Origin of the sequence: Halomicrococcus gelatinilyticus (assembly GCA_024227995.1) — an archaeon.
GTDB lineage: Archaea > Halobacteriota > Halobacteria > Halobacteriales > Haladaptataceae > Halomicrococcus > Halomicrococcus gelatinilyticus.
This window is the reverse complement of sequence record CP100465.1, coordinates 1,300,702-1,313,457: the sequence shown is the minus strand read 5'-3', so window position 1 is coordinate 1,313,457 and position 12,756 is coordinate 1,300,702. Positions and strand designations below refer to the sequence as shown.

18 protein-coding genes are annotated in these 12,756 nt (G+C 69.5%); 14 read left to right on the top strand and 4 right to left on the bottom strand.

Translation table 11 applies throughout. From position 1 onward, the window contains the following. Window positions 1–118: 118 nt before the first annotated feature. From NKT36_RS07005 to NKT36_RS06995, 3 genes are all read left to right on the top strand, one after another. Window positions 119–355, top strand: coding sequence for a hypothetical protein (locus NKT36_RS07005; RefSeq protein WP_327053243.1), 237 nt, complete (start codon window positions 119–121; stop codon window positions 353–355). Window positions 356–398: 43 nt separating this feature from the next. Beyond that, on the top strand, window positions 399–710 hold the full coding sequence (locus NKT36_RS07000) for a cupin domain-containing protein (protein ID WP_407652205.1): 312 nt from the start codon (window positions 399–401) through the stop codon (window positions 708–710). Window positions 711–803: 93 nt separating this feature from the next. Continuing rightward, window positions 804–1,850: a thiamine pyrophosphate-dependent enzyme gene (locus NKT36_RS06995; protein ID WP_327053241.1), complete on the top strand. Its 1,047-nt coding sequence runs from the start codon at window positions 804–806 to the stop codon at window positions 1,848–1,850. A 79-nt stretch (window positions 1,851–1,929) separates the two neighbouring features. Here NKT36_RS06995 and NKT36_RS06990 read toward each other — a convergent pair whose 3' ends face one another. Next, the gene (locus tag NKT36_RS06990; protein WP_327053240.1) at window positions 1,930–2,160 is read right to left on the bottom strand and encodes an Lrp/AsnC ligand binding domain-containing protein; all 231 of its coding nucleotides are present in this window, start codon (window positions 2,158–2,160) and stop codon (window positions 1,930–1,932) included. Window positions 2,161–2,242: 82 nt separating this feature from the next. Here NKT36_RS06990 and NKT36_RS06985 point away from each other — a divergent pair, with 82 nt between their 5' ends. After that, the gene (locus NKT36_RS06985; protein WP_327053239.1) at window positions 2,243–2,926 is read left to right on the top strand and encodes a potassium channel family protein; all 684 of its coding nucleotides are present in this window, start codon (window positions 2,243–2,245) and stop codon (window positions 2,924–2,926) included. A gap of 1 nt (window position 2,927) precedes the next feature. Then, window positions 2,928–3,158 (top strand): Lrp/AsnC family transcriptional regulator, encoded by a 231-nt coding sequence (locus NKT36_RS06980; RefSeq protein WP_327053238.1) that lies wholly within the window; start codon window positions 2,928–2,930, stop codon window positions 3,156–3,158. Here NKT36_RS06980 and NKT36_RS06975 read toward each other — a convergent pair. Both NKT36_RS06975 and NKT36_RS06970 read right to left on the bottom strand, forming a co-directional pair. Next, window positions 3,155–3,640 (bottom strand): DUF5813 family protein, encoded by a 486-nt coding sequence (locus NKT36_RS06975; RefSeq protein WP_327053237.1) that lies wholly within the window; start codon window positions 3,638–3,640, stop codon window positions 3,155–3,157. The genes NKT36_RS06980 and NKT36_RS06975 overlap by 4 nt on opposite strands. Before the next feature lie 65 nt (window positions 3,641–3,705). Then, entirely contained in the window at window positions 3,706–4,632 is a 927-nt protein-coding gene (locus NKT36_RS06970; RefSeq protein WP_327053236.1) for a DUF7504 family protein, read from the bottom strand. Between the two features lie 491 nt (window positions 4,633–5,123). Between NKT36_RS06970 and NKT36_RS06965 the strand changes: the two genes are divergently transcribed. The 5 genes from NKT36_RS06965 (at window position 5,124) to NKT36_RS06945 (ending at window position 8,357) form a co-directional block, all read left to right on the top strand. After that, window positions 5,124–5,504 (top strand): translation initiation factor IF-5A, encoded by a 381-nt coding sequence (locus NKT36_RS06965; protein ID WP_327053235.1) that lies wholly within the window; start codon window positions 5,124–5,126, stop codon window positions 5,502–5,504. Continuing rightward, window positions 5,505–6,311, top strand: a complete 807-nt coding sequence (gene speB, locus NKT36_RS06960) for an agmatinase (protein WP_327053234.1) — start codon at window positions 5,505–5,507, stop codon at window positions 6,309–6,311. Window positions 6,312–6,395: 84 nt separating this feature from the next. Continuing rightward, the gene (locus tag NKT36_RS06955; RefSeq protein WP_327053233.1) at window positions 6,396–6,989 is read left to right on the top strand and encodes a uracil-DNA glycosylase; all 594 of its coding nucleotides are present in this window, start codon (window positions 6,396–6,398) and stop codon (window positions 6,987–6,989) included. 136 nt (window positions 6,990–7,125) lie between these two features. Continuing rightward, window positions 7,126–7,521, top strand: coding sequence for a ribonuclease BN (locus NKT36_RS06950; protein ID WP_327053232.1), 396 nt, complete (start codon window positions 7,126–7,128; stop codon window positions 7,519–7,521). Between the two features lie 2 nt (window positions 7,522–7,523). Then, entirely contained in the window at window positions 7,524–8,357 is an 834-nt protein-coding gene (locus NKT36_RS06945) for a phosphatase PAP2 family protein (RefSeq protein ID WP_327053231.1), read from the top strand. A 36-nt stretch (window positions 8,358–8,393) separates the two neighbouring features. On the opposite strand, the gene NKT36_RS06940 is transcribed toward NKT36_RS06945, so the two are convergent. Next, window positions 8,394–9,068: an MBL fold metallo-hydrolase gene (locus tag NKT36_RS06940; protein WP_327053230.1), complete on the bottom strand. Its 675-nt coding sequence runs from the start codon at window positions 9,066–9,068 to the stop codon at window positions 8,394–8,396. Window positions 9,069–9,179: 111 nt separating this feature from the next. On the opposite strand from NKT36_RS06940, the gene NKT36_RS06935 reads away from it, so the two are divergent. From NKT36_RS06935 to NKT36_RS06920, 4 genes are all read left to right on the top strand, one after another. After that, a complete protein-coding gene (locus tag NKT36_RS06935) occupies window positions 9,180–9,536 on the top strand; it encodes an Hsp20/alpha crystallin family protein (protein ID WP_327053229.1) in 357 nt (118 codons plus the stop codon). 6 nt (window positions 9,537–9,542) lie between these two features. Next, on the top strand, window positions 9,543–11,216 hold the full coding sequence (locus NKT36_RS06930; RefSeq protein ID WP_327053228.1) for an ABC1 kinase family protein: 1,674 nt from the start codon (window positions 9,543–9,545) through the stop codon (window positions 11,214–11,216). A gap of 136 nt (window positions 11,217–11,352) precedes the next feature. Then, entirely contained in the window at window positions 11,353–11,550 is a 198-nt protein-coding gene (locus NKT36_RS06925) for a hypothetical protein (RefSeq protein WP_327053227.1), read from the top strand. Between the two features lie 71 nt (window positions 11,551–11,621). Beyond that, window positions 11,622–12,740, top strand: coding sequence for an aminotransferase class I/II-fold pyridoxal phosphate-dependent enzyme (locus tag NKT36_RS06920; protein ID WP_327053226.1), 1,119 nt, complete (start codon window positions 11,622–11,624; stop codon window positions 12,738–12,740). The last annotated feature ends 16 nt before the right edge of the window (window positions 12,741–12,756 follow it).

The following is a 12,756-nucleotide window of genomic DNA, read 5'->3' as shown; positions in this document are numbered from 1 at the left end:
CTTTCGGCTCCACGGGTCTTTCGGCTCCGTTCTCTCTGTTTCCGCTCTCGGTAGCGCCCGCCGTCAGTCGACGCCCGACACCGTCCAGTTTTTGACCCTGGAGCGCCGGGTCTAGGGCATGGGAACGTCACTACCGATCGAGGACTCCGACGAGTCGGGGGACCGGATTCGCGCGGCGAAGGCCGTCATCCCGTTCCTCTTTTTGGGCCTGTTCTTCCTCGGGCTCATCCTCGCCTGGGGGCTCCAGCCGCTGTGGGGCTTCGCCATCCTGCCGCCCATCCTGTTCATCAGCGTGCTGGCCTGGATCGGGTTCAAGTCCGGGTTCATCACCGAACACAACGAGCACGGCGAGTAGGGGCGACCAAATCGCTAAGATGCCCCGTCCCGTTGCTGGAACCGTGCTCGACCGCTATCCCGACCTCGACCCTGACGCGGGCGAGGTGCTGACGGAGGAACTCGCCGTGGCCGACGACGTCCTCGTGAAGGCGTTCGCGCTCGGTCCCGGCGCGGAACTCGACACCCACGACCACCCCGGAAGCACGAACGTCTTCCACGTCCTGGCCGGCGAGGTCGTCGTGGTCCACGAGGACGACGAGGAACTCGTCGACGCGCCCGGCGTCGTCTTCCACGAGCGCGGCAGCGCCCACGGCGCTCGCAACGAGTCCGACGAGGTCGCCGTCTTCACCGCGAGCCTCTGCCCGCTTCCCTGACGGGCGTCGACCGCTACCGGGCGGTTCGCCGGTCCGTTCCGGTGTGGCGACACTTCCGGAACGACTTTTTGACCGGCACTCCTGCCGCCAGCCATGAACCGAATCATCGGGGAGCGCGATCTCCGGGAGACGCCGTTCTCGGTGGAGGAGGCGCGCGCGACCTACAGGCAGATGGTCCGCGCCCGCGAGTTCGACGAGCGTGCGCTGGCGCTCCAGCGCCGCGGCTGGATGAGCAGCTGGCCGCCCTACCGCGGCCAGGAGGGATCACAGGTCGGCGCGGCGCTGGCGATGGCCGACGCCGACTGGCTGTTCCCCACCTACCGCTCGAACGCGATGCAGATCGCGCGCGACGTCCCGATGAGCGACGTGCTGCTCTTCCGCCGGGGCCGCCCCGAGTTCGCCTCCGGCCACGACGTGCCGAACTTCCCCCAGGCGGTGCCCATCGCCACCCAGATTCCCCACGCGGCCGGCGTGGGGATGGCGATGAACTACCGCGACGACGACGGCGCGGCCCTCTGCTACTTCGGCGACGGCGCGACCAGCGAGGGCGACTTCCACGAGGGACTCAATTTCGCCGGCGTGTTCGACGCCCCCGTCGTCTTCTTCTGCGAGAACAACGAGTGGGCCATCAGCCTCCCGCGCCACCGCCAGACCGCCAGCGACTCCATCGCGGGGAAGGCCCAGGCGTACGGCTTCGAGGGCGTCCAGGTCGACGGCAACGACCCGCTCGCGGTGCGCGAGACGGTGTCGGAGGCGCTCGCGTCCGCCCGCGACGGCGACCCCGTGCTCGTCGAGAGCCTGACCTACCGCCAGGGCGCACACACCACCAGCGACGACCCGAGCCAGTACGAGGACGCCGCGCGCGACCTGCCCGAGTGGCGGACCGCCGACCCGCTGGAGCGCTACGAGGAGTACCTCCGGAACCAGGGCGTCGTCAACGACGCGCTCGTCGACCGCGTCCACGAGGAGGCGGAGGAAGCCCTCGACGAGGCCGTCGCAACCGCCGAGGCGGCACCCGACCCCGACCCGGACGACGTGTTCGACCGGGTGTACGCCGACCTGCCGCCGCGCCTGCGTGACCAGCAGGGCTGGCTGGACTCGTTCGTCGACGACCACGACGTGTACGAACTCGACCACTGACGTCGACTCCCGCTCGCCTGCCGACCGACGCTCGTCCGGTGCACGCTGCCGTCCGACGGCGACGCGACCCCAGTTCTCCCTAGTCGATGGCGATGTAGGTCTTGGTGTCGACGACGCCGTCGAGTCCCTGGACGTCCGTGGAGGCCGTCTGGAGGACCTCGTAGACCTCGTCGGCGTCCGCCTCGACCACGATGTCGTAGTCACCGGCGACGATGTGTGCCTCCTGGACGGTGTCGAAGTCACTCACCGCGTCGAGGAGGTCCTGGGACTTCCCGGCGGCCGTGTCGACCATGATAAACGCGTGCACCATGATGGTGTGCCATACTCTACCATAGGAGAAAAATCCTTCCCCCGGAGAAAGGTTATTCAACCTCACTGGCGTACGGCCGACCATGCGATTCGTTATCATTGGTGCAGGGCGCGTGGGGTTGCGCACCGCGCGCGTGCTCCGGGAGGAGGGTCACGAGGTGGTGCTGGTCGAGAACGACGTGAACAAGGCCGACCGCGCGCGCAACGACGGGTTCGAGACCGTCGAGGGCGACGGCTCCAGCGAGGACGTGCTCAAGGAGGCCGACGTCTCGTCGGCGGACGCGGTCGGCGGACTGACGGGCGACCTGAACGTCAACTTCGCGGCGTGCATGGTCGGCAAGCACTACGGCTGCCGGACCATCCTCCGCATCGACGAGGACTACCGGGAGGACATCTACCGGAAGTTCGCGAGCGACGTCGACGAGGTCGTCTACCCGGAGCGCCTCGGCGCCATCGGCGCGAAGAACGCCCTGCTGGGCGGGAACATCCGCGCCATCGCCGACATCGCACAGAACCTCCAGGTGGTCGAGCTCACCATCACCGACGAGTCGCCGATGGAGGGGTACTCCATCAGCGAACTCGAACTCCCCGCCGACTCCCGACTGCTCGCGTTCGGGAAGGAGGGCGAACCGATGGGCATCCCGTTCCCGGACGACTCGCTGGAGACGGGCGACCGCATCGCGGTGCTCGCCGACTTCGACGTCCTGGAGGACGTGCGCCGCATCCTCGTCGGGGACACCAGCCGCGCCATCGCGGGGGGTGCCTGAGATGGTCGCAGCCTACGTCATGGTCAAGGCGAACACCGGCGAGGCCGACCGACTCAAAGGTTCCATCCTCGACATCGACGGCGTGCGGGACGCCCACATCGTCGCCGGCGACGTCGACCTCATCGTCCGCGTCGAGGTCGACCAGCCCGCGGAGGTGAAAGAGATCGCCGCGAACGGCATCCAGGGCATCCGGGGCGTCGAGGACACCCACACCTACATCGCGATGGACTAGCGCGGTCCGCCGCTGCCCCGTCCCCCGTCGTCGTCGTAGCTCTGCCGTGCCTGCTCGATGAGCCCTGCCGCCGGCTCCCGGTAGTCGTAGCCCGGGACGACGCCCTGGAGCCACGTCCCCTCCGCGTAGTCGACGACGGCCAGCGCGTCGTCGGGTGCGGGCGTCGACCCGAACGCGACCACGAGGACGACCTGCTCGTCGTCGCGGGTCAACTCGGGCGGCGACGCGTCGTCGGCCTCGACGACGGTGTGGACGTCGTCGAGTCGCCGCTCCAGCGTCTCGTACCAGCCGTCCTCGACCACGTCGGCGACCGTCTCGCCGGCGACGACGGCGTCGAGCGTCGGTAGTCGTACAGTCACGCGGTCGTCGTCCGTCCGCACGGTGGCGTCGAACCGCGTCGTCGTCACCGCGAACGCGTCCGGGCCGTCCCGTTCGAAGGCGTCGTGCGTCTCGAACGCCGCGCGAGTCGTCTCGTCGGTCATCGGTCGCGATAGGAGCGGCGGCGTGAAGGGCGTTTTGCGTCGGAGGTCGAGCCTGCTCGCGGCGGTCAGAGGTCGAACCAGCCCGTCGTGTGGTCAGCCGCGCGGAGGTGCCACCGCTGCTCGGGGCCGAAGTCGCCGGCCCGCAACTCGACGACGGCGTCGAACGTCCCCGCGATGGACTGGACGGCCGGCGAGTCGTACGCGACGGGGAGGACGTAGTGGCCCATCCCGGACGCCGCCTCGACGGCCTCGCAGATCGGAGCGAGGAACGCCTCGACCGCGGTCTCGTCGTGGTCGTCGACGACCGGACGCAGCGAGTCGAAGCAGAGCCGCAGTTCCGCGGGGTCGAACCGCCGTTCGTCGTCGAGGCGTTCGACGACGTCGACGACCGCGTCGCGGAGGTCGTCGAGGTCGCCGGTCACGCGGTCGACGGTCGGCCCGACCTCCGCCGCCGCCGACGCGGTCGCCGACCGGGCGCCGGTGTGGTAGTCGACGACGTGTGCGTTCTCGCCGCTCGACCGTGCGAGCGAGAGCCGTCGCCGTGCCGTCGCGACGTCGCGGTCGTGGAGCGCGAAGACGCGCGTCCGCCCGACCGCCGTCTCGCCGAGCAGCAGCGAACTCGCGGTGTCGAGGACGGAGTCGGGGACGGAGCCGACGACGAGGAGGTTCCCGCCGTTCTGCTTGATGCGTGCGAGGCCGGACTGGACGGTCACGACGCCGTTGCCGCGGACGGTCACGTGGTGGCCGTACAGCGAGAACGACAGCCGGCCGCCCTTCCGTGGCGCTCCGCTCTCCTTCGGTCCGAACAGGCTGTCGAGCGCCTCCGGGTCGACGACGTCGTACAGCTGTTCCGGGATGTCCGCCGGACTGACGCCGGCCACGTCGGCGACGGCCATGACGACGGTCGTGCTCAGCGACCGCTCCCCGCCCAGTTCGTGCTGGACGCGGTAGACCCCGTCGTCGTCGGTGGGCTCCCCGTCGCTCTCGTCCATGTGTCTCCGGAGACTCTGGAGCCCACGGTGAAAAGCGCATCGTAATATAGTTGACACGCTTCGGTCGCGGGACGGCGTTCATTTACTGTGGTAACAAGTCACAAATTTCGAGAAAGTTTTATAATTATCGACTGCCTACTACTCGTTGCGGCGAGAGCCGCGGGGGCAAACCGAGCGGTTCACGTCCGGGAGGGCGTGAAAGCGGAGCAAAAACCGAGAGGTCGGTAAGACGGCAGCGAGGTCAACGCTCCGACGGAGAACCGAGACGGCCTGACAACCGTCCGTGAGGACGGTCGTGAAGACCAAGTACCGGACGACGCGACAGCGGCGTTCGCGAAACTGGCGTGAGCCAGCCACGGTCGTAGAGGTCGCTGAAAACGTCTCCCGTTCGGGTCCTATTCGCGGCGCTCGCGTCCTTCTCACGTCCGTCCGTCGACGTCCAGCGACGCGTTTCCAAACCGTTTATACCCGAGGGCGCGCAATCCCGCGACATGGCGAAAGAGCAGAGCGAAGTGCGCGATCTCCAGGAAGGAAACTACGTCATGATCGACGACGCGGCCTGCAAGATCAACTCCTACAGCACGGCCAAGCCCGGGAAGCACGGGAGCGCCAAGGCCCGCATCGAGGCCGAGGGCGTCTTCGACGGCAAGAAGCGCAGTCTGAGCCAGCCGGTCGACGCCAAGATCTGGGTCCCCATCATCGAGCGCAAGCAGGGCCAGGTCGTCAGCGTCGAGAGCGCCACCGTCGCGCAGGTCATGGACCTGGAGACCTACGAGACCATCACCATCCAGACCCCCGAGGACGCGAACCTCTCGCCCGACGACGAGATCGAGTACCTCGAGATGGAAGACCAGCGGAAGATTCTCGAATAGATGTTCCCCGGAGCGGTCGCCGGCCGTGACGCGGCCGACTTCGTCGTCGTCGGCGCACCGCTCGACGTCTCTACCACGTTCCAGCCCGGAACCCGATTCGGACCCGACCGCGTCCGGCAGTTCGCCCGGACGTTCGACGACTTCGACGGCCGGACAGGCCGACACTTCTCGGATCTTGCCGTCCACGACCACGGCGACGTCCGCGCGTGGGACGACGCCGCCGAGTACCTGGAGTACCTGGAGGGCGTCCTCACCGACGTCGTCTGGGACGACGCCGTCCCGCTCCTGCTCGGCGGCGAGCACACCGTCACCGTCGCCGGCGTGCGGGCGACCGACCCCGACGTCTTCGTCTGTCTGGACGCGCACCTCGACCTGCGGGCGGAGTACGACGGCAACCCGCTGAGCCACGCGACCGTCACCCGCCACGCCCTCGACGTGGCCGACCGCGCCGTCGTCATCGGCGCACGCACCGGTAGCGAGGCGGAGTACGACCGCGCCGCCGAGGCCGACGTGACCGTCGTCCCGCCCGAGGGCGTCGCGGACTGGCGGCCGTCGCTCGACGGCGACGTCTACCTCAGCGTCGACGTCGACGCCGCCGACCCCGGCTTCGTCCCGGGAACCGGCACGATGGAGCCGTTCGGCCTGCACCCCCGCGAGATGCGCGACGTCGTCCGCGACGTGGCCGCCGCCGCGGACGTCGTCGGGTTCGACGCCGTCGAGGTCAACGACCGCGACGACGGTCAGGCGGCCGCCCTCGCCGGGAAGCTCCTCCGGGAGTTCGTCTTCTCCACCGTCGACGCGGCCTGACGGTCGATTCGTCTCCACTCCGGCCGATTCTCCTCCCGCCGGCGTCCCGCCGGAACTTAATACTCCTCGCTCCTCTGGCCGCGCATGGGTACGATGGAGGGTCTCGAAGTCACGGAGTGCGAACGCTGTCCGGCGCTGGTCGACTGCCGGAGTCGCATCGTCAGCGGCGTCGGACCGGCGGACGCCGACCTGCTCTTCGTCGGCGAGGCACCCGGCCAGAACGAGGACGAGCAGGGCGAACCGTTCGTCGGCCGCAGCGGGAGCGTCCTCGACGAGCAACTGCGCGAGCGCGGCGTCGAGCGCGCCGACGTCCGCATCACCAACTGCGTGCGCTGTCGTCCGCCGGAGAACCGCGACCCGACCGGCGAGGAGCTCGAGAACTGCCGCGAGTACCTCGACGCGGAGGTCGAACGGGTCGACCCCGACGTCGTCGTCACCCTCGGGAAGGTCCCCAGCGAGCACTTGCTCGACCGCGACGTGGCGGTGACGAAGGAGGCCGGGTCGGTCGAGACGGTCGACCTTGGCGGCGAGCGCCGCGACGTGCTCGTCTGCGTTCACCCGGCTGCGACTCTGTACGACCGCAGCCAGGCGGACACGTTCGCGAACGCCCTCGACACCGCTGCGACCATGGCGGGCGTCGAGAGCGACGCCGGCCAGTCGCAGCTCGGCGACTTCTGACCGTCGGGACGTCCGACGATGCTCCGGTGCCGTTCCGGCAGTCGTCGCTGTCGCCCTCGCGGAGCCCCGGTCGTTCAGGAAAACTAAAGGCCAGGCGGACGTCACGAAACAACAGCAAGTAGACCGAGGGGACCACATGACCGACGATACGGACCAGTCCGCACCGGACATCCTCGAACTGCGGGACACCTTGCGGCAGGTGGAGGCAGACCTCGAGGAGTTCGAGCAGGACATCGACGAACGAACGGTCGAGAAGCCGCAACTGGAGTCGGAGCTCAAACAGTACGTCCGTTCCCGGATGCGTCGCGGTCACGCCCGCGGGTGGGGTCCGTATCTCGTCCTGCTGTACGGCACGCTGATGACGCTCGGCGCGTTCCGCTGGCTCGACGGCGGCTGGGCCATCGCCGCGATGGTCGTCGTCTGGCTGTCGACGCTGGGGCTGTACTCGCTGATGCTGCTGGTCGGTGCCGGCGTGAGCGCGCTCGGCGTCCCCGGCCGCGTGGCGGGGCGCGTCAGCGACTGGCGCTCGTGAGCATGGCCCTGTCGGTACCGCTGGCCCTCGCGCTGCTCCGTGACTGGGGGGTCACCGAGTGGCTGCGCGAGGTGCTGCCGCCGACCGTCCGCGCGGCGTTCGCGGTCCTGACACAGCTCGGCGACGCCTGGTTCTTCTTCGTCGTCCTCACGCTGCTGTACTGGTTCGGCGACGACCGGCGTCGCTGGGGGTTCGTCATCGGCGCGACGCTCGGTGCGCTCTCGCTGACCCTGGCGCTGAAGGGCCTGTTCGCCTCCCCGCGGCCGCCGGTCGACCTCCAGTTCGTCCACGCCGACGGCTACGGCTTCCCGAGCGGCCACGCCGTGGGGGCGACCGTCGTCTGGGGGCTGCTGGCGCTCTCGCTCGACCGCGCCCATCACCGCGTTCGCGTCGCCGTCGCAGCCCTCGTCGTCCTGCTGGTGACGTTCTCGCGACTCGCCATCGGCGTCCACTTCTTCGTCGACGTGCTCGTCGGCGTCGCGGTGGGGCTGGTCTACCTCGCCGTCGTCGTCGTTGGCCTGGACTGGCGGCCCACGCCCGCGTTCGCGCTCGCGGCCGCCCTCGCCGGCGCGTCGGTCGTCACCACCGGCGGCGGCATCGAAGCCGTCGCCGCGTTCGGGGGTTCCGTCGGCGCGCTGGTCGCCTGGCGGGGCCTCGACGTCCCGACGTCGCGGCGGATGGGTCCCGTCGCCGCCGTCGTCGGCCTGGGTGCCATCGGCGTGCTGTCGTACGCCGGTCTGCGACTGTCGCTCCCGCTCCCCGCCGTGTTCGCCGCCAACGCGGCCGCCCAGGGCGGCCTCCTCGCGTACCCCGCGCTCGCCGCGCGGGTCCAGTGACCGTCCGGCGTAGCCTCCGGACCTGCTCCCCGCGACTCACAGCCTCGCCGCCAGGTCCGCCAGTCGCTCGCTGCCGTCGCGGACGAACGGGACGCCGTGCCCCATCGCCGCCACCGAGAAGGCCGGGAGGCGGTCGGCGAGCGACCGCACGCTCTCGGTCACCGCGTCGGTGTCGTAGCTGACGACCCACGGCGACGCCGCCAGTTCCCCGTCGCGTTCGCGCACGAGGTCGCCGAGGAAGGCGACGTCGAGCGCCTCGCTGACGTAGACGACGTGACCGGGCGTGTGCCCCGGCGCGTGGTAGGCGGTGAAGCTCCCGACCTCGTCGCCGTCGGCGACCACCTCGACCGGGAGGTCGGGCGTGGACAGCAGCGGGCCGGTCGCGCGCTGGAGCGCGCCCTTGTGGTTGTGCCAGTCGGGCCGCCGTTCGCCGGTCAGGAACGCGGCGTCCGGGTCGCCGACGTGGACCGTCGCGTCCAGGTCGGGGAGGCGCGCCAGCGCGCCGACGTGGTCGAAGTCGTAGTGGGTGACGAGAACGCGCTCGATATCGGACACGCCGTAGCCCGCGTCGCGGACGCCCGTCGTCACGTCCCGGCGGTCGAACGGCGTGCCGGCGTCGACGAGCGTCAGCGTGTCGTCGTCGTCCGCCAGGTAACAGTTCACGTTCCCCAGGTCGAGCCACCAGACCCCCGCCGCGAGTTCGGTCGCCATGTCCCATCCCTCGGCGGCCAGTCACTTCAGCGTGTGCGGGCTTGAGAACGACCGGACGGACCGCCTCGTCCGACCGTACCCTTTTTCGCCCCTCGAAACCAAGGCACGGGTATGTCAGCGCTGCGTGACGCGATGCGAGAGCTTCCGGACACCGTCTTCGCCGACCTGCTGGAGAGTGACGACGCGTACCTCCTCGCCATCGACATGCCCGGCGTGACCGAGGAGACGGTGGACATCGAGGTCGACGACGGCCGACTCCTCGTCGAAGCGCGGCGCGAGAAGTCGGTCCCGGCGGCGTTCGACTACCTCCGCGAGGACCGGTCGCTGTTCCTCGACGCCGAACTCCCGCTGCCGCCGGACGCCACCGGCTCCGGCGCGGAGGCGACCATCGACCGCGGCGTGCTCGAAATCACGCTCCCGAAGCGCTCGGCCGCCCCCGAGCAGTCGATCCCCGTCGAGAGCCGGTAATCGCGGGTGGTCACTCTGGTCAACCTCCGCGCCTACCGTCGGTTCTTCGTCGTCGCCTGGCACTTCCTGCCGCTGCTGCTGAGCTACGCCCGCGACCGGCGCCGGTTCTTCCTCTTCGGCGGGTCGCGGCGGGTCGACAGCGAGACGCGCATCGAGCGCGCGAACACCCTCCTCTCGTCGCTTCTGACCCTCGGGCCGACGTTCATCAAGCTCGGACAGCTGCTGTCGACCAGGCCCGACATCCTCCCGCCGGAGTACGTCGACGAGCTGTCGAAGCTCCAGGACGAGGTGCCGCCGGCCGACTGGGACGCGGCGAAGGAGGTCGTCGAGGCGGAACTCGGTCCCGTCGACGAGCGGTTCGACTCGTTCGACACCGACGCCATCAGCGGCGCGAGCCTGGGGCAGGTGTACGACGCCCAGATCGACGGCCAGCGCGTCGCCGTGAAGGTCCGCCGGCCGGGCATCGAGGAACTGGTCGCCGCCGACCTCCGGGTCATCCGCTGGTCGGTCCCCATCCTGATGCAGTTCATCGGCCAGGCGCGGGCGTTCTCGCTGGAGAACCTCGCCGACGAGTTCGCCAAGACCATCCGCGAGGAGATGAACTACGACCGCGAGGCGACGATGCTGACCGAAATCCGCGAGAACTTCGCGGACGACCCCGACGTCGCCATCCCCGCCGTCGTCGAGAGCCACTCCGGCCCGCGCGTGCTGACGATGGAGTACGTCGGGGGGACGAAGATCAACGACGTCGAGACCCTCGACCGGAAGGGCCTGGACCGGTACGAACTCGCCGAGACGCTCCAGCGCGCCTACCTCCAGATGATAATCGAGGACGGGGTCTTCCACGCCGACCCCCATCCCGGCAACCTCGCCGTGCAGGACGACGGCACCGTCGTCTTCTACGACTTCGGGATGAGCGGCCGGGTCGATTCGTTCATCCAGGAGAAGATCGTCGACTTCTACGTCGCCGTCGCCAACCAGGACATCGACGCCATCCTCGACGCCCTCATCGAGATGGGGACGCTGAGCCCGGACGCCGACCGCGCGGTGATGGGCGACGTGATGGAACTGGCCATCCAGGACGCCCGCGGCGAGGACATCGAGACCTACCGCGTCCAGCAGATCGTCTCGCAGGTCGAGGACACGATCTACGAGTTCCCGCTGCGGCTCCCCTCCAACCTCGCGCTCGTCCTGCGGGTCGCCACCGTCGTCGAGGGGGTCTGTGTCACGCTCGACCCCGACTTCGACTTCATCTCGGTCGCGACGGACTACCTCACCGAGCAGGGGTACCGCGAGGAGTCCATCCGGCAGTTCTTCGAGGAGGCGGGTGACCAGGTGCAGGCGTCCGCCCAGTCGGTGGTGCGCGTCCCGCCGAAACTGGAGCGCACCCTCGACCGCATCGACCGCGACGACATGTACGTCCGCGTCGACGTCGAGGACGGCAACGACGTCTTCGCCCTGCTCGCCAAGCGCCTCGTCTACGGCATGCTGCTCTCCTTCAGCCTGCTCACCGCCGGCCTGCTGTTCGCCTTCTCGACGCTGCAGGCCGCGGTAGCGGCAGGCGTGCTCGCGCTCGTCACGGCCGGTCTGCTCTACCGCTCGTTCCGCGGCCGCCGCGGCATCCGCGCGACGCCGCAGTTCACCCGCCAGAACCTCCGGGAGCGCGAGGAGCGGGAGTGAACTGGGTCCGGACGAACGTCGCCCTGCCCGGGATTCGAACCGGCGTTCGCCGGCACGAAACTGGACGCTCGCGGGCGCGGTTCCGATGGTGGTCGTCCTCCAGTACCTTTCCTTGCGACGTCTCGTCGCTCCGGACGTGGACCCTGCACTGCCGGACGGCCGGGCCGAGTGGTTCGTCGCGGGTGCGTGGCTGTTCTCGCTCGTCGGAATTCTCGCCACGTTCGCAACCGGAAACGACCGACTGGGAACGGTCGTCGTGCTGGCGACGCCGGTGCTGGTCGGGGTCGGTCTCCTCTGGCAGCGGTACGCGGGGTCGTCAGACTCGACCCGTTGACCGGGACGTCGTTCGATTCCCCTGCTTTCCCCTTCCGGTAGCTTTTCGCGCTCCGGCGGCGAGTCCCGACCATGGAAATCGCCCCGTTCGGACTGGAGCGCTGGTTCGACAAGTACGAACACGACGCCGACATCATGCTCGCCGAGAGCGGCATCCGCAGCCTCGACGCCTCGCGGTTCGACCTCGACCCGGGGAAGCTCGGGTACGTCATCCCGACGAACGGCGACCCCGACTTCCGGGCCGAGGTCGCGACGCGCTACGACCGCACCGCCGACGAGGTGGCGTTCACCTGCGGCACCCAGGAGGCGAACTTCCTCGCCTTCCTCTCGCTGCTTGGCGAGGTGGGCGAGCAGGGAGGCGGCGATGCCGCCTCCATTAAACGTGACTCAAAGAGTCACGCTGTCGTCGTAACCCCGACCTACCAGGCGCTCCACGCGGTGCCGGAGGCGCTCGGCGAGGTGACCCGGGTCCCGCTCGAACCGCCGGAGTGGGAACTCGACGTCGACGCCGTCGCGGACGCCGTCCGCCCCGACACCGCCGTCGTCGTGCTGAACAACCCGAACAACCCCACCGGCCGCTACCACCCGCAGGAGACGGTCCAGGCGGTCTACGACATAGCGGCGGACGCCGGCGCGTACCTCCTCTGCGACGAGGTGTATCGCCTGCTGGCCGAGGACCCGCTGCCGCCCGTCGCCAGCATGGGCGAGTACGGCATCAGCACGACCAGTCTCACCAAGGCGTACGGCCTCGCCGGCCTGCGGTTCGGCTGGGTCGTCGGCGACGAGGACGTCGTCGACGGCGCGCTGCAGTGGAAGGACTACACCACCATCTCGCCGTCGAAGATCGGCCAGCACGTCGCCCGGCAGGCGCTCGGCGAGCAGGAGGACGAGATTCTCGACGAGAACCGCGACCTGGCGAGCGACCATCGCGAGCGAGTGCAGCGGTTCGTCGACGAGCACGACCTCGACTGGTACGACCCGGTGGGCGTCAACGGCTTCGTCACGGTGCCCGACGGGTTCGACGATGCCCGGGAGTTCTGTCGCGGCGTCGTCGAGGAGGAGAGCGTCGTCCTCGCGCCCGGCGACCTGTTCGGCCACGAGGAGTACTTCCGCATCGGGTTCGGCCTGCCGACCGAGGAACTGGAGGACGGACTGTCGCGGGTGTCGTCGTTCATCGAGCGGCGCGCCTGAGTCGAGAACGGGGGCA